13 protein-coding genes are annotated in these 15,193 nt (G+C 72.9%); 7 read left to right on the top strand and 6 right to left on the bottom strand.

Going from position 1 to position 15,193, the window contains the following annotated elements; genetic code table 11:
- Nucleotides 1–10: 10 nt before the first annotated feature.
- Nucleotides 11–766, top strand: a complete 756-nt coding sequence (locus JKV81_RS30780; RefSeq protein WP_129265169.1) for a hypothetical protein — start codon at nucleotides 11–13, stop codon at nucleotides 764–766.
- 47 nt (nucleotides 767–813) lie between these two features.
- On the opposite strand, the gene JKV81_RS30775 is transcribed toward JKV81_RS30780, so the two are convergent.
- The gene (locus tag JKV81_RS30775) at nucleotides 814–2,430 is read right to left on the bottom strand and encodes an ADP-ribosyltransferase domain-containing protein (RefSeq protein ID WP_202078926.1); all 1,617 of its coding nucleotides are present in this window, start codon (nucleotides 2,428–2,430) and stop codon (nucleotides 814–816) included.
- A gap of 215 nt (nucleotides 2,431–2,645) precedes the next feature.
- Between JKV81_RS30775 and JKV81_RS30770 the strand changes: the two genes are divergently transcribed.
- The 4 genes from JKV81_RS30770 (at nucleotide 2,646) to JKV81_RS30755 (ending at nucleotide 6,792) form a co-directional block, all read left to right on the top strand.
- The gene (locus tag JKV81_RS30770) at nucleotides 2,646–3,326 is read left to right on the top strand and encodes a macro domain-containing protein (RefSeq protein ID WP_129265167.1); all 681 of its coding nucleotides are present in this window, start codon (nucleotides 2,646–2,648) and stop codon (nucleotides 3,324–3,326) included.
- 130 nt (nucleotides 3,327–3,456) lie between these two features.
- The gene (locus JKV81_RS30765) at nucleotides 3,457–4,062 is read left to right on the top strand and encodes a PadR family transcriptional regulator (protein ID WP_129265166.1); all 606 of its coding nucleotides are present in this window, start codon (nucleotides 3,457–3,459) and stop codon (nucleotides 4,060–4,062) included.
- Nucleotides 4,049–4,867 carry an SGNH/GDSL hydrolase family protein gene (locus JKV81_RS30760; protein WP_129265165.1) on the top strand — a complete coding sequence of 273 codons (819 nt, stop codon included), beginning with the start codon at nucleotides 4,049–4,051 and terminating at the stop codon, nucleotides 4,865–4,867. Before JKV81_RS30765 ends, JKV81_RS30760 begins: the two co-directional genes overlap by 14 nt.
- 128 nt (nucleotides 4,868–4,995) lie before the next feature.
- Nucleotides 4,996–6,792 (top strand): serine/threonine-protein kinase, encoded by a 1,797-nt coding sequence (locus JKV81_RS30755; protein WP_129265164.1) that lies wholly within the window; start codon nucleotides 4,996–4,998, stop codon nucleotides 6,790–6,792.
- Nucleotides 6,793–6,829: 37 nt separating this feature from the next.
- Here the strand turns inward: JKV81_RS30755 and JKV81_RS30750 are convergent, their stop codons facing one another.
- Genes JKV81_RS30750 through JKV81_RS30735 form a run of 4 tightly spaced genes read right to left on the bottom strand, consistent with a single transcriptional unit; the run spans nucleotide 6,830 to nucleotide 11,480 of the window.
- Nucleotides 6,830–7,870, bottom strand: coding sequence for a hypothetical protein (locus tag JKV81_RS30750; protein ID WP_129265163.1), 1,041 nt, complete (start codon nucleotides 7,868–7,870; stop codon nucleotides 6,830–6,832).
- Nucleotides 7,871–7,881: 11 nt separating this feature from the next.
- Nucleotides 7,882–8,817, bottom strand: coding sequence for an N-acetylneuraminate synthase family protein (locus JKV81_RS30745; protein ID WP_129265162.1), 936 nt, complete (start codon nucleotides 8,815–8,817; stop codon nucleotides 7,882–7,884).
- A 12-nt stretch (nucleotides 8,818–8,829) separates the two neighbouring features.
- Complete coding sequence (locus JKV81_RS30740; protein WP_129265161.1) at nucleotides 8,830–10,074, bottom strand: acylneuraminate cytidylyltransferase; 1,245 nt, start codon at nucleotides 10,072–10,074, stop codon at nucleotides 8,830–8,832.
- A 20-nt stretch (nucleotides 10,075–10,094) separates the two neighbouring features.
- Nucleotides 10,095–11,480: a DUF6716 putative glycosyltransferase gene (locus tag JKV81_RS30735; RefSeq protein ID WP_129265160.1), complete on the bottom strand. Its 1,386-nt coding sequence runs from the start codon at nucleotides 11,478–11,480 to the stop codon at nucleotides 10,095–10,097.
- Between the two features lie 208 nt (nucleotides 11,481–11,688).
- On the opposite strand from JKV81_RS30735, the gene JKV81_RS30730 reads away from it, so the two are divergent.
- Both JKV81_RS30730 and JKV81_RS30725 read left to right on the top strand, forming a co-directional pair.
- Nucleotides 11,689–12,672, top strand: a complete 984-nt coding sequence (locus JKV81_RS30730) for a glycosyltransferase family 2 protein (protein WP_129265159.1) — start codon at nucleotides 11,689–11,691, stop codon at nucleotides 12,670–12,672.
- Nucleotides 12,669–14,000 (top strand): polysialyltransferase family glycosyltransferase, encoded by a 1,332-nt coding sequence (locus JKV81_RS30725; protein ID WP_129265158.1) that lies wholly within the window; start codon nucleotides 12,669–12,671, stop codon nucleotides 13,998–14,000. Before JKV81_RS30730 ends, JKV81_RS30725 begins: the two co-directional genes overlap by 4 nt.
- 60 nt (nucleotides 14,001–14,060) lie before the next feature.
- On the opposite strand, the gene JKV81_RS30720 is transcribed toward JKV81_RS30725, so the two are convergent.
- The gene (locus tag JKV81_RS30720) at nucleotides 14,061–15,161 is read right to left on the bottom strand and encodes an acyltransferase (protein ID WP_372444267.1); all 1,101 of its coding nucleotides are present in this window, start codon (nucleotides 15,159–15,161) and stop codon (nucleotides 14,061–14,063) included.
- Nucleotides 15,162–15,193 lie beyond the last annotated feature (32 nt).

Genomic DNA, 15,193 nt, shown 5'->3' with positions numbered 1-15,193 from the left:
CTCTGCGCCCATGTCACACGCACGTACGCACAGCGGCTATCGGACGGGTGGCCTGTGGGCCGCCGCGGGAATCTCGTTCGCCGCGCTGATCGCCGGGTCGGCGGTCGCCCTGTTCGCCATGCTGGAGTTCGACGAGCGGTGCATGCAGGGAATCACGGAGGGGCCGGGCCGGCTCCTGCGGACACGGGACCAGGCGTTTCCCCCGGCCACCGTCTGTGAGTACACGGGTGGGGACATCGTCTCGTTCGGCGGGCACGGGGTACTGGCCCTGCTGCTGTGGAGCACCCTGCTGATCATGGTGGCCTGCCTGTTCCTGGCCCTCCTCGCGGAGTGTTTCGATCCGGGCCCCGGGAGCCCGCTGGTGATGCCGATGTCCAGGACGGAGAAGCTCCGCCGGACGGGGACGGCGCTGACCGTGACCGGTTCCCTGTTCCTCCTCCTGTACGCACTGGCCGGCTGGAAGCTGCTCGTGGGGCCGTCATCGGCCTGCTCGACGGGGGCGGACTGGGGCAGCAACGCGCCCGCGACGCTGGAGTACAGCTTCTTCCCGCCCCAGGCGACCTGTCAGTACACCAGTGGCATGACGGAGCGGATGAACCCGGGCTGGGTGGCGTCGCTGACGGCACAGTCGGCCGCTCCGGCGCTGCTCGCCGCGGTCGGCTTCGCCCTCGCGTGGCGGCGCTGGAGCGTGGAGCGCACGGCGCCGCGTCCGGAGGCGGGCCCGGCGGCGGCTCCCCCGGCCACTGACAGCGAGGACGCACACTGACGGCGCGGATGCGCGGTGACCACGAGGACGTGCAGTGACCGCACGCCTCAGGACACCAGGGTCTGCTCCTCCAGCTCCGTCAGCCGCACCGTGCACAGGCCCCCGCGCTCGGCCTTCACACCGGTCACCTTCAGCTGCGTACCGGGCGACAGGATGAACTCCTCCTCACCCGTGAACGCCGAGTAGCGCCGGATGCCCACCGCCCTGGCGGGGGTTACCTCGAAGAGCGTGCGCTTGCCCCGGCTGCCGAGGAACGAGCGCGCCACGGCGGCCTCGGACGTGCACGAGGACACGCCCCACCAGGTCACCGTCCTGCCGAGCGGGTACTGCGCGCGCAGGTCCAGCGACACCCCGCGCCACAACGGCGCCGTGTGGGCGGGGAGTCGGGAGACGGCCGAGAACAGCAGCCGCAGGTAGGGGAGGTACGGGACGACCTTCGTCCGGTCCGGGGAGCGCAGGACCGCGTTGATCTCACGGTAGAACGCGGACTCGCAGGTGTAGAGGTGGAGGGCGGCGACGGCGTCGGCCGACAGCTCGCCGGCCTCCTCGTCCGCGCGCCTCTTCCCGAACTCGTACGAGCGCCCCGCGTGCCGGTCGATACCGGGCAGCAGGGAGACGACCGGCCCCACGGCCTCCTGGAACTCCAGGAGCGGGGTGTCGAACACCCCGGTGATCGCGGGCAGGACGAGTCCCTCGTCCTTGACCCCCGCGAGGCGGTCCAGATACAGCTGATGCAGCTCCATGGTCGACGCGATGAACGCGCCCATGCGGTCGGCGGTCCCGTCGTCCGCTCCGCCGGACCCTTCCGCGGCCTCGTTCCACCCCTTGCCGGGCAGCCAGTCGATCTCGTCGGCGCCGAGCGAGGTGAGGGCGGCGTTGACCGTGCCGAAGTGCTCCCCCTCGCAGAAGATGTCGCCCTGCGCGGCGGGGTTGGGGTGGTCGATGTGCCGCACCTCGACCTCCGGGTACTTCTTCTGGAGCCGGAGGACGACGTTCTTCAGGCTGCGCGCGTGCGCACCCCACCAGGCGAAGACGACGTAGCGGTCCTCCTCCTCGGCGTTCTGCTTGGCCCTGAGGATCTCCTCGACGATCCGCTCGACCACCGGGCGCCAGAACCGGGTGTGCTGATCGGTGGCCATCGCCCCGTCGCTGCTGGCGGTGAGCGCCGCGTTCAGCAGCAGCACGCCCTGCGTGAGCATCGCCTGGAACCACTCCGGCGGCTGGACGGTGTCCTGCTTCTTCAGGAGCGCGCGTACGTCGGCGATCGGGGTCTTCTTCGGTATGCCGTACTTCCACATCGCCGCCGCCTTGATGATGCAGCGGATGCTGACGACCCGGCCGAACTGGCTGTCCTTCCAGTCGTGGAAGGTGTTGTCGAACATCGCGATGCCGGTGGCGCTCTCCTGCCGCGGGTAGGGGTTCTGGCCGAAGACGACGACCTTCCACTTGTGCGGCGGGTTCGGCTTGAGCGCCTGGAAGGTCAGCTCGCGCACGGGAACGACTCCAGGGCCCCGGCCCGGTCCGATGAACTCGGCCGCGACCGCCCGCGCTTCGATGGCCGGCTTCAGCAGCGGGAGCCATGGTTCGCCGCCGCCCGCGAAGAGTTCGGCAAGGGCCAGCGGGTCGTTCGGGCCGGGCTGGGCCGGGGTGGGGGCGTCGTTCATGGTGGAGGCACTCCGCGGTGTCGGTCCGTGATGAGGGCAGAGGTGTGCTCGGGGCCGGCCCGGCGCCGTACGCACCGTGGACCCGCACATGACGAGTTGTATCCCCCGCCACTGACAACGGGGCGGACCAACTGCTGCCGCCTCCAGGGGCGTTGTCAGTGGTGCGCTGTAGCGTCCCGATCAGTGGAGGAACCACCTCCCGATCGGAGTGGACGATGACCGCGAACCGCATGCAGCCGCAGCCTGTCCGGGTGGTGCTGACCGACCTCAGCAGCGACGTCGTGGAGGCGTGGCGGGCGGCGTTCGCCGACACCCCGGAGGTCGAGATCCGCAAGGGATCGATCCTCGACGAGACGGTGGATGCCTGGGTCAGCCCGACCAACTCCCGTGGACGCATGGACGGTGGCACCGACGCGGCCATCAAGCGGCACCTCGGCGCCGGGATCCAGCTGCGCGTCCAGCGGGCGATCCGCGACGGGTTCGGCGGGAGCCTTCCGGTGGGGAGCGCGGTGTGCGTGCCGTCGGGTGCGGTCAACCCGAAGTTCCTCATACCGACGCCGACGATGGAGGGGTCCTCGCAGAACGTCAGCGAGACCTTGAACGTGGCCCTGGCCTGCGCCGCCGCCTTCCAGGCGATCCACCGGCAGAACAGGGAGGCGCCGGGGAGCATCGGGTCGGTGGCGCTGGTCGGCATGGGCGCCCGTACGGGCAGGGTGCCGGCGCGGGTGTGCGCCAACCTGATGTGGACGGGCTACACCCTGTTCAACGACCACCGCTTCGAGGACTTCGACGACCTGCGCAGCACGATCGTCGCGCAGCTGGACGACCTGGAGGCCGCACCGGCCACGGAGCGGGTGCGTATCGACCCGGCCGGGAGGGGCGCGGCCCGCCGCTGAAGGAGGGCGCCTCACACGCCCTCGTCTCCCCGCCGCTCCCCGCTGCTCCCCGTCACGCTCCACTACTCAAGAATTTGATTAGTCACATTCTTGAGTACGATGTGGCGGGGAGAGGGAAAGGGGTGCCTCCATGGCCCTGCGACATGCGGTACTGGCGGCGCTGCTGGACGGCGAGTACAGCGGATACCAGTTGGCGAAGGCGTTCGACATCGGCGTCGCCAACTTCTGGCACGCCCTGCCGCAGCAGCTGTACGCCGAGCTGACCAAGCTGGAGAAGGAAGGGCTGATCGCGGGCCGGCAGGTGGTCCAGGAGACCCGGCCCAACAAACGCCTGTTCCAGGTCACCAAGGCCGGCCGCGCCGAGCTGGAGGACTTCGCCGCGGCCGTGTCGAAGCCGTCGTCCATCCGCGACGATCTGCTGGTCAAGGTGCAGGTCGCCGACCGGGTCGGCACGGCGTCGGTGATCGGCCAGCTGGAGGAGCGGGCCTCGGCGGCCGAGGGCAAGATCGAGCTTCTCGGCGCGCTCCTCCGGCAGCTCCGCGGCGATGTGGACGAGGAGGAGTTCCTCCGCCACGGCGAGCGGATCGGACCGTACCTGACGTGCCTGCGCGGTCTGTCCTTCGAGCAGGAACACCGGGACTGGTGCCTGCGGATCGCGTCCGTCCTCAAGGAGAGGTCCGCCCTCAAGGAGAGATCCGTCCTCAAGGAAAGGAAGTCCACCCGTGCCGAGCGGTGAGTACGTGCGCTACGTCGCCCTGGGCGACAGTCAGACCGAAGGTGTCGGCGACGGGGACGACACCGTGGGCCTGCGCGGCTGGGCGGACCGGCTCGCCGAGCAGCTCGCAGCCGTCAGCCCCGGTCTCCAGTACGCGAACCTGGCCGTACGCGGCCGTGTCGCGGGCCAGGTCCGCGCCGGGCAGCTGGGGCCCGCCCTGGCCCTGCGGCCCGACCTGGCCACGGTCGTCGCCGGGGTCAACGACGTGCTCAGGCCCCGGTTCGACGCGGCGGAGGTGGCCGGGCACCTGGAGGAGATGTTCGCCGAACTCACGGCCGCCGGGGCCCGGGTGGCGACGATGACGTTCCCCGACGTGGGGAAGATCGCGCCCCTGGCCCGGCCGGTCCGGGGCCGCGTGTTCGAGCTCAACGACCGCATCCGCGCCGCGGCCGCCCGCCACGGGGTCGCGGTCGCCGAGATCGACCTGCACGCCGCCGCGGCCGATCCACGTCTGTGGAGCACGGACCGGCTCCACACCAGCCCCCTCGGCCACGAGCGGATCGCCGCCGCCGTCGCCCAGGCCATCCAGCTGCCCGGAAGCGACGACGCCTGGACCCGCCCCCTGCCGGAGCAGCCGATTCCCTCGCGTTGGCAGGCTGCGGGCGCCGAGGTGCGCTGGGCCGCCGCTTTCCTCGGCCCCTGGATCGGACGCCGTCTGCGCGGCCGTTCCTCGGGCGACGGCCGCACCGCGAAACGCCCCCTGCTCCAGCCCCTGAGCGCCGCACCCGGCTCCGCCGCGGAATCCGGGGAGCAGCAGCTGACATAGGGGCAGCGGCGTCTCCTGCCCGTCTCTCCCCGGGGTCCGGTCATGGGGAGATCCTGTGACCGGATGGTCAACACCCGGCATAGGCTGCTGCCGTTGGCCAACGCATCACTGTGGGGGGTACAGGGCTGATGAGCCGTGCGAGGGATGTATTCGAGCCACTCCAGACCGATGATCCGGCCGTGGTGGCGGGCTACCGGCTCGCCGCGCGGCTGGGCGCCGGTGGCATGGGGCGGGTGTATCTGTCGCACACGCAGGGCGGCCGCCCCGTGGCGATCAAGGTGGTGCGGCCGGAGCTGGCCGACGATCCGGACTTCCGGCGGCGGTTCGGGCGGGAGATCAAGGCGGCCCGGCAGGTCCGCGGGGCGTACACCGCGGAGCTGATCGACGCCGACGCGGACGGGGTGCCCCCGTGGCTGGCCACGCTGTACGTGCCGGGGCCGTCGCTGACGGAGGCGGTGACCCGGCGTGGGCCGCTGCCGGTGCCTGCGGTGCTGTGGCTGATGGCGGGGGTGGCCGAGGCGCTGAAGGCCATCCACGCCGAGGGCATCGTGCACCGGGACCTGAAGCCGTCGAACGTGCTGCTGGCCGCGGACGGGCCGAGGGTGATCGACTTCGGTATCGCGCTGGCCGCCGGCGGGACCGCGTACACGGCGACCGGGGGCACGATCGGAACGCCCTCCTTCATGGCCCCGGAGCAGGCGGCCGGGGACGAGGTCACTGCGGCGGCCGATGTCTTCGCGCTCGCCCAGACGGCGGCGTACGCGGCTCTGGGCAAGCCGCTGTACGGCGACGGGCCGGCCGTCAACGTGCTGTACCGGATCGTGCACTCCGAACCCGATCTGTCCCTGCTGCCGCAGGCCCTGCGCCCCTTGTTCGCCCGGTGCCTGGCCGCCGACCCGGCGGAGCGGGCCACGCCCGAGGAGATCGTGGAGTGGTGCCGGCACCGGCTGGGGGCGGAGGCCGAAGCGGGCGGGGGGCCAGCCGTGTGGCGGGAGTTCACCGGGCCGGAGACCGCGGTCCCGGCGCCGGTACCGGAGCCGACCCCGGCCTACCCGCAGCCCCCGGTGCCTGCGGCCGTGCCCGGGCCCCCCTCCCTCTCCACGTCCACGTCCGCGTCCGCGTCCACGTCCCAGCTCACGTCCGCGCCGATGCCGGTGCCCGCCCCGGGGTTCCCTCAGCCGCCGTCCGGCCGGCCGCAGCTGACGCAGGAGCAGCGCAGAGCCCGAAGAAGGCGCACCGCGCTGATCACGGCCGCCGGTGTGACGGGAGGCGCGTTGCTGGTGGTCGCCCTGGCGTGGTCGCTCATGGACGCGATGGACCGGCTCGACGACCGGGACAAGGCCGGGTCCAGGACGTCGGCGACAGGACCGGCCGGGCAGCCGTCCGCATCCGCTCCGGGATCCGCCCCCGGGTCCTCCTCGGGCTCCTCCTCCGGTGCCTCCGACGCCTCGGACCCCTCCGGTGCCTCGGATTCCGCCGGTTCCTCGGCGGCCGGGGCCCAGGGCGGCGCAGCCGAGGACGTCGCGGCGCCGCCCGCGGATCCCCGTCCCGAGGGGTTCCCTCTGGTGTGGATGGACGCGAAGAACTCGCTGAGTCTCGCGGGCACCGAGCCGTCGCAGGAGAACCGCAAGGGGGATGTCCGCTTCGGCTGTGAGTCGGCCGGCTGCGAACTGAAGGGCGGCCACACCGTGTTCGTGCAGATACCCGGTGGCCACGGCACCACCCTCGACGAGTGCCGTCTCATGCTCGGCAGCGCCACGAAGCACGAGTGGCCGCTGGCCGGGGCGGCAGCCGGCACCGAGATCTGCATGAAGGACGACAAGGGCAACATCGGGCTCTACGTGATCCAGACCAAGTCCACCGCCCTGCCGGACCTCGCCTTCCTCCAGGGGGACCTGACCGTCTGGCGGAACGCGGACCGGTAGGGGCCCCGCCGCGGGGACGCCCGGGCGGCGGGCCCCCTCAGCCCTCCGTGACCGCCGTGACCCGCCAAGGCGCCAGCCGCTGTACGTCCTTGGCCGTCTCCGTGACGCCGCTCAGGAAGCCCTGCGCGCGCGGGGACGCCGTGTCGCGCAGCCATTCCGGGGCTATGTCGCACACCGCGACCTTCACGCCCGTGCCCGCCAGGGCCAGCGGGAGGGTGTGGACCACGGTGGACGGGAAGCTCAGGACCGTGTGGCCGATGGGGCCTCTGCGGGCGATGAGTTCCAGCGGCAGGTCGGGGCGGACGATCTCCAGGCCGGTGGCGGCTTCCAGGGCGTGGAGCTTGTCCGCCGACTCGCGGCGGTGGGCGAAGTAGCGGGTCGCCCCGTGGGCACGGGCCAGTGAGGTGACCGCCTCCTCGTACGGGACGGGGTCGACCACGCCCGTCTCCACCAGGGAGGTGCCGACCAGGTCGGCGCCCTTGGTGATGAGGGGCGGCCCGAAGCGGTCCCGGGTCCAGGCGAAGGTGTTCGCCGTGACCTCGATGCCGTCGGGGGCCTCCACCGGCATCGCCGTGAACACCTCGACCGTGCGGGACGCCGACGGGGTGAAGCTGCGGCGGGCCGCGGTGGTGACCGGGGCCAGGAGCAGCTCGCGCGGGCCGCCGCTCCCCCGGCGGTGCCAGCGCACCAGGCGTTCGCCGCGCGCCAGCTGGGCGACGAACTCCATGGTGGCGGTGCCGTCGTCGACGACCGTGATCCGGCGGGCGCGGACCAGGGTGAGGAGCAGTTGCACGTACCGGGAGAACGGGTCCCCGATGACGATGCGCTCGGCCTTGCGGATCAGGCCGGTCAGCGCCCGCAGGGCCTTCAGAGGCGCGCCGGTCTCCCCGCGCGCCTCCTGCCAGCGGACGGTGATGCCCTCGTCGCGGGCCAGCTCCGCCATCCTGCGCAGCTGTCCGCGCGACATCGGGTCGACCGGGGGGAGGACGACGACGGTGGTGTCGGGTCCTCCCCGCGTGTGGGTCCACTCCAGGACGTTCAGGAGCTGGACCGGGCTCTCGACGAAGGCGAGGTTCACCGGTCGGCCCGTCAGACCGCGACCGGCTCGGCGGCCGGGGCGTTCTCGCTCTCGGCGACGACGCCCGCGACCCGGCGGAGCTTCTTCATCGGGCCGAGCTCCGACTCGTACACCTTCTTGACCCCGTCGCCGAGGGACGCCTCGATGGTGCGGATGTCGCGGACGAGTCGCGTGAGGCCCTGCGGCTCGACGGAGGCGGCCTGGTCGGAGCCCCACATGGCGCGGTCCAGGGTGATGTGGCGCTCGACGAACGTGGCGCCCAGGGCGACGGCGGCGAGGGTCGTCTGGAGGCCGGTCTCGTGGCCGCTGTAGCCGATCGGGACGTTCGGGTACTCCTGCTGGAGCGTGTTGATGACGCGCAGGTTGAGCTCCTCGGCCTTCGCCGGGTACGTCGAGGTGGCGTGGCAGAGCAGGATGTTGTCGCTGCCGAGGACCTCGACCGCGTGCCGGATCTGCTTCGGCGTGGACATGCCGGTGGAGAGGATGACGGTGCGGCCGGTGGCGCGCAGCGCGCGGAGCAGCTCGTCGTCCGTGAGGGAGGCGGAGGCGACCTTGTGGGCCGGGACGTCGAACTTCTCCAGGAAGGCGACGGCCTCGGTGTCCCACGGGGAGGCGAACCAGTCGATGCCGCGCTTGGCGCAGTGCTCCGAGATGGCGGTGTACTCGGCCTCACCGAACTCGACGCGGTGGCGGTAGTCGATGTACGTCATCCGGCCCCAAGGGGTGTCGCGCTCGATGTCCCACTGGTCGCGCGGGGTGCAGATCTCCGGGGTGCGCTTCTGGAACTTGACGGCGTCGCAGCCGGCTTCGGCGGCCGCGTCGATCAGCGCGAGGGCGTTGTCGAGGTCGCCGTTGTGGTTGATGCCGATCTCGCCGGTGACGTAGACGGGGTGGCCGGGGCCGGCGGTGCGGGTGCCGAACGTGCGCAGGCGGGAGGTGCTGCTCATGGTGGTGCTTCCTTACCTGGTGGGGGTGTGGGTCGTTTCGGTGGAGAGGGTGAGGGTGGGGCCCAGGAGCCAGGCCGCGATCTCGCGGATGGCGCCGGAGCCGCCGGGGTTGGTGGTCACGGCGCGCGCGGCGGCGCGTACCGAGTCGTGGGCGCTCGCCACGGCGACGGGCCAGCCCGCCAGGCCGAAGCACGCCAGGTCGTTGACGTCGTTGCCGACGTAGAGCACGCGGTCGGGAGCGATGGACTGCTCCTCGCACCACTGCTTGAGTGCCAGGTCCTTGCGGTCGATGCCGTGCAGGACGGGGACCTGGAGCTTGCGGGCGCGGGCGGCGACGACCGGGTTCTGTTCCGTGGAGAGGATCAGGAGCGGTACGCCGGCCCGGCGCAGGGCGGCGATGCCGAGGCCGTCGCCGCGGTGCACCGCGACGGTCTCGCGGCCGTCGGAGTCGATGAGGACGCGGTCGTCGGTCTGCGTGCCGTCGAAGTCGAGGACGACGGCGTCGATGTCCGCGCGCGTGGGGTACGGGGAGGGGTCGAGCAGCGGCGCGAGGGCGCGGGCTCGGGCCAGGTCGTGCGGATCGTCGATCTCCAGGACCCGGGCGGGGTCGGTCGGGACGAGCGCGGTGTGGCCGAAGAAGCGGTGGCGGTGGGTGCGGAAGCCCTCGACGTCCATCGCGTACGCCGCGCCGGTCTCCAGGTAGTCCTGGGGCCGGTCCTGGCGGCGCGGGCGTACGGCCTTGTCGTGGTTGACGCCGTAGGTGTCGTCCTCGACCGCGCTGCCGTCGCGCCACACGAAGCCGTGGAAGGGGGCGACGGTGACGGCGGTGTCGGCGCCGTCGCGGGAGACCGCGGCGGCGACGCCGTCGATGTCCTCGCGGGTGATGAAGGGGCTCGTGCACTGCACCAGCAGCACCACGTCCGTCTTCCGGCCGCCCGCCGTCGTCTCGTAGGTGTGCAGGGCGTGCAGGACCGCGTCCTCGCTGGTGGCCGTGTCACCGGCTATGGCGGCGGGACGCTGCACGCAGTGCAGCCGGGGGTCCTCCCCCAGTGCCTCCGCCTCGGCCCTGGCCGCGGCGGCGATGGCCGGGTCGTCGGTGGTGACGACGACGTCCGTGACCTCGGGCGAGGCGAGGCAGGCGCGGACGGCGCGGGCGACGAGCGGCACGCCGCCGACCCGGGCGAGGTTCTTCGCGGGCACGCCCTTGGACCCGCCGCGGGCGGGGATCACGGCGAGCACGGTGGGGGGCGGGGTCATGGTTGCTCCTGAATCGGTGGTCACAGCTCGCCCATCCGCCGGATCACGGGGGCGACCCGCTGGACGCCGTGGCGGTAGGCGCCGCGCGCCGCGTTGCGTACGGTGTCGCGGACCGCGCCCCGGACCCGGCCCGTCTCCTTGGGCGTGACGGCTCCCGGGAGCGGGTGGCCGTCGGGGCCCAGGTGGTGGCGGGCGAGGATGCCGGGGAGGTATCCGGGCGCGGTGGCGGGCGTGTAGTAGGGGGCGAGGCGGGGAAGCGGCCCTGCGTCGAGCAGCGCGGCGACCCGGGCGCGGGCGGTGTCGTAGGCCGCCCCGTACGTCCCGTCGGCGGCGACTCCCTGGCCCGCGAGCCACTTCTCGTCGGGCTCGGGGCGGAAGCCGCCGTCGAGGTGGTCCCAGGACGTGATGAGTCCCGAGCCGATGAAGTGGTGGTTGCCGAGGGTCTCGCGTACGCCGAGGTCGGAGAGGATCGCGGTCGGGATCCGCCGGTGCAGGGACTCCAGTGCGGCGGTCGAGGACACCGTGACCAGCAGGTCCGTGCGGTCCAGGACCTCGCCCATGTGCCCGTACACGAGGCGGAGGTTGGGCGGGAGGCCGCCGGGGATCCGCTCCGCGAGCCGCTGGTAGGGCAGCTCCTCGATGTGCGTGGTGTGCTCGCCCGGCTTGGAGCGCAGCTTCAGCAGCACCTCGCGGCCCGGGTGCAGCCGGGCGTGCTCGACGAGCCGGCGCAGCAGGTACGTACGGTCGGCGCGGGACGCCGGTACGGAGGGCTGGGCGGCGAACACGACGGTGTCGCGGCCCTCCTGGGCCCGGTGCGGCTCGCCGCCGAGGAACGGCAGGGCCGCCTCGGTGACGGCCGAGGCGTCGGCGCCGACCCCTTCGTAGACCGCGCGGAAACGCTCGCCGTCGTGGCGGGAGTTGGCGAGGACGACGTCCGCGCCGTGGCGCAGCAGGAGCCCGTCGGCGAGCTTCTCGTAGACGACCCCGACATAGCCGGTGACGACGACGGGCCTGCGGGGCAGCTCCAGTACGGCCAGGCCGTGCAGCATCGCCTGGACGGCGCCGCCCACGAGGGCGAGGACGACGACGTCGTACGCCTCGTCGCGCACCGTGTGCAGGAACTCGACCGCGGTCACCTCGCGCACCCGGCCGGTGTCGACACCGACCTCGCCGACCTCGGCGAGCTGGCGGGGCGTCGGGGTGGCCCTTCCGCGCAGCAGCAGCCCGCTGATCTCGACGGGGCGTTCCGCCGCGCCGGTCTCCGGGTCCCCGGAGAGGCGGCGCGCGGTGAGCGCGCCCCATTTCCACCGGGTGTCTGAGTCGGCGAGCACGGCTATGCGGAGGGCCGCACGGCCGGCTGCTGGGGTGGCGGCCGGGGAGGCCGCGTCATCGGTACGAGGGGGCACGTCGTAAAAGCTAGGAAGCCATTTCGATCCGCGGCCCAACGCGGTGGCAACAGATGGTTAACAGCCGGTCGACGCTTGGGGATCAGGCGTACCGGAAGGGTGAATCGGCTCCGGAAACGGGTGGGTTCACTTTTCCGCCGCGCGCCGTTCACTTTCCGTACGGGCGGGTGTCGAAACGAATGCCGGGGCCGCCCCTAGCGTGATGCGGGTGGTCAAGCTCTCCGTCATCGTGCCGTTCTACAACGTCCAGGCATACGCGCCCGACACGCTCAGAAGCCTGCGGTCCAACACCCGCGAGGACTTCGAGTTCATCCTCGTCGACGACTGCTCGACCGACGGGACGCCGGATCTGCTGCGCCGGGCCCAGGACGAGATCGAGGGGGTGGTGGTCCGCAGACACGAGCGCAACGCCGGTCTGGCCACCGCCCGCAACACCGGTCTGGACGCGGCCCGCGGCGAGTACATCGCCTTCCTGGACGGCGACGACTGGCTGGCGCCCGGCCACTACGCCGCTCTGCTCGCCCGTACGGAGGCCCTGGGCTGCGCGTTCGTACGCACGGACCACGTCCAGGTCACCGGTACGGCGCGTACGGTGCGCCGTGTGCCGCACGGCCTCCGGGACGTGGTGAGCGACCCCCGGGACGCGATCCTGCCCGCCGGCCGGACGACGTCCGTGGACTACGCGTTCGCCTGGGCGGGCCTCTACCACCGCAGCCTGCTCGACCGGGGGCTGCTCCGTTTCACGGACGGACTGCGGACCGCCGAGGACCGGCCGTGGATCTGGCGGCTGCACCGGGAGGCGGAATCCTTCGCGGTCCTGGGAACGCTGAGCCATTTCTACCGGCGGGGTGTCGCCTCCTCCCTCACGCAGATCGGCGACGAACGCCAGCTGGATTTCATCCGGGCGTACGACCAGGTGATCGCGGATACGGCGGCGGACCGCGATGCGGAGATCCTTATGCCGAAAGCCGTACGGACCTATTGTGCGGTCATTTCCCACCACCTCGGTTCGCCGGAGAAATTCGAACCGTCCGTGGCCCGCACCTTGAAATCACTCGCGGCGGCGGCACTGAGAAACATGCCGAAGGCCGTGCTCGACGACGTCCTGGACTCCATGGACACCGAACGGGCGACCGTGCTGCGCAGGCTGCGCCGCCGGCCCGCCCTCACCGAGGGAGCGTCCGCCGCGTGACCGTCCAGATCCTCGCCGCCTCCGGCCTCCGCTCCGCGGCCGTGCTGGCCGCAGCCCTCGACTCGGGCCTCCTCGGGGACGCCGACCGCCGCATCCTGCTGCTCTGCGACACCTCGGCGGTGCCCGAGGCGTCGGTCCCGCTCCGGCAGGCACCCGGCTTCGGGCGGCTGACCGCCCGCTTCGACGAGGTGCTCTCGTGGAACGACGCCGTCCACCCGCTCCACCCGGCCGCCTGGACCCCCCGACCCGACGACGTGCCCCTGTGGGAACGGCATCTGCGGCGCGCCTGGGACCTCGGGGACGAGGAGGTCGAGCTGGTCCTGGAGTCCCCGGACGCCGCCCCCGCCCTGGCCGTCGCCCAGGTCCTCCCCGGTGGGCCGGTGACCGTGTACGCGGACGGCCTGACCGCCTACGGCCCGACCGGAGGGAAGATCCCGCCGCTGATCGGCACCCGCGTCCGGCAGCTCCTCCACCCGGACCTGCTCCCCGGGGTGACACCGCTCCTGCTCGGCGAGTTCGGCGCGGCACCCCGTCCGGTGCCCGGCCCGGCCCTGCTGAAGGTCCTCGGCGAACTGGCGCAGGACGCCCCGGAGTCCGGGGCCCCGGAGGGCGCCGCGCTGCTGCTGTTCTCCGGGCCCGGGACACTCCCCGCCACCGAGGAGGCGGAGCTGCGCCTGCGGATGGTCCGCGGCACGGCCGCCCTCGGCCACACCCACCTCGTGCTCCACGCCGATCCCGGTGGCCCCACGCCCGCCTCCCCGGCCCTGCGGGCCGAGGCCGCGCGCCTCGGGGTCGAGCTGACCGTGCCGGACCCGGGCGCGCCGGTCCTGGCCGAGGTCCTGTGCGAGCGGCTGCGCCCCGCGCTCGTCGTCGGCACCTGCTCGCCGGCCCTGCTGAGCGCGGCCGTGCACCACGGTCTGCCGGTCGCCAGGGCCGGGACCGGCACCCTCCTGGAGCACCTCACCCCGTACGAGCACCCGGCGAGGATCCCGGTCACGGTCGTCGACGCCCTGCTGCCCGACCTGGCCGAACCCGCTGCCGTGGCGGAACGGCCCGCGCCGACGGAGGCCTCGGTGGCCGAGGCGCTCGACGGTCTGCTGCCTGCGGTGGCCTTCGCCATGCAGCCGCGCGTCCGCCCGGATCTCCGCCCGGCCGCCGAGCGCTACCTCTCCACCCGTCTGAACGCCCGGACCTGGCGCTACTTCAAGCGCCGCCGCCTCGGCTCCCTCGCCCTCCCCGGCGTCGTACCCGCCCGTCTCGCCTTCGTACGCCGGAACGCCGCACTGCGCCGGCTCGCACGGCGCGCGCGGGCGCTGAAGCGGGGCTGAGCACCGGGGTTGAGCGCCGGGGTTGAGCGCCGGAGTTGAGCGCCGGAGTTGAGCCGGCGCTCAGCCCAGCAGCCGGGTCAGTCCCAGGCGGGCCCACAGCAGTGCCGCGCCGAAGGACAGGGCCGTCGTGGCAGCGGTGACGGCGAGGGCCAGGGCCGCCGCCACGGGAAGCGTCAGGTCGGCGTCGACCAGGGCGTCGGTGAGGACGCCCAGCACCAGTACGTGGATCATGTACGCGCCGAACGAGGCCCCCGCCAGCCGGGTCAGCGCCGGACGCAGCCGTTCCGGGACGCGCAGCCGGTGCAGGGAGAGCAGCACGCCGGCGCTGAAGAGGGCCACCAGGACGCTCGCGTACGGGATCGCGTAGTGCACCTCGTGCTGGTACGCGACGATCGCGGCCAGGAAGGCGCCGGCGGGCAGCAGCCACCACAGGCTCCGCCTCCCGAAGGTGCCTGCGGGCAGTGCGAGGAGCAGGGCCCCGAGGACGGCGTAGATCAGCTGGTACGGGCCGAAGCCCCAGCCGAAGCGCGGCAGTTCCAGGCCCGTGACCTCGGCCAGGTCGCCGGACAGGCTGGGCGCGGCGCCCAGGACGAGGAGTGCGACGCCCAGGCCCCAGGGGCGCTTGCCCGACCTCACCAGGGCGGCGAAGGCCAGCAGCATGATCACGGGGATGTAGGCGTAGAGGTACCAGAGGTGGTACGCCGGGCGGACCGAGGCGAACAGCGCGTCGAGCGTCAGTTCGCCGGCGGGCGCTTCGTTGGTGCCGCGCAGCCGGCCCCAGGCCACGTAGAGCAGCGTCCAGACGGCGAGCGGCACCAGGATGCGGACGATCCGCCGCCACAGCTGCCGGCCGTCCCGGACCGGGGCGCCGACGAGGACGACCCAGCCGGCGATCGCGAAGAACAGCGGTACGGCGAAGCGGCCGGCCGAGTCCGCGACCAGCCCCGCCCAGTAGGTGCCGGGACCTCGCGCGGCCTCGCGCCCCGCCGTGTTCACGAAGGCGGAGCCCGTGTGGCAGAGGATCACACCGACCGAGCAGAGCAGCCGGATCAGATCGATGTCGTACCGGTGTTCGCGGTGCGGGCGGGGTTCGGCGGCGGGCTCGGGGTGCTGCGCGGGGGCGGGCGGGCCGGCCTGGGAGACGGAGGAAGGCATGGTCATCGAAGGCTACGAACGGGCGGGTCCCGGGTGAA

It is taken from the genome of Streptomyces silvae (assembly GCF_016745505.1).
GTDB lineage: Bacteria > Actinomycetota > Actinomycetes > Streptomycetales > Streptomycetaceae > Streptomyces > Streptomyces silvae.
Note: the sequence above shows the minus strand (reverse complement) of the source record. Positions and strands in the feature narration are given on the sequence as shown.

Coding starts and splice junctions, on each gene's coding strand:
- JKV81_RS30780 (WP_129265169.1), top strand. CDS start 11: ATGTCACACGCACGTACGCACAGCGGCTATCGGACGGGTGGCCTGTGG.
- JKV81_RS30775 (WP_202078926.1), bottom strand. CDS start 2,430: ATGAACGACGCCCCCACCCCGGCCCAGCCCGGCCCGAACGACCCGCTG.
- JKV81_RS30770 (WP_129265167.1), top strand. CDS start 2,646: ATGACCGCGAACCGCATGCAGCCGCAGCCTGTCCGGGTGGTGCTGACC.
- JKV81_RS30765 (WP_129265166.1), top strand. CDS start 3,457: ATGGCCCTGCGACATGCGGTACTGGCGGCGCTGCTGGACGGCGAGTAC.
- JKV81_RS30755 (WP_129265164.1), top strand. CDS start 4,996: ATGAGCCGTGCGAGGGATGTATTCGAGCCACTCCAGACCGATGATCCG.
- JKV81_RS30745 (WP_129265162.1), bottom strand. CDS start 8,817: ATGAGCAGCACCTCCCGCCTGCGCACGTTCGGCACCCGCACCGCCGGC.
- JKV81_RS30740 (WP_129265161.1), bottom strand. CDS start 10,074: ATGACCCCGCCCCCCACCGTGCTCGCCGTGATCCCCGCCCGCGGCGGG.
- JKV81_RS30720 (WP_372444267.1), bottom strand. CDS start 15,161: ATGACCATGCCTTCCTCCGTCTCCCAGGCCGGCCCGCCCGCCCCCGCG.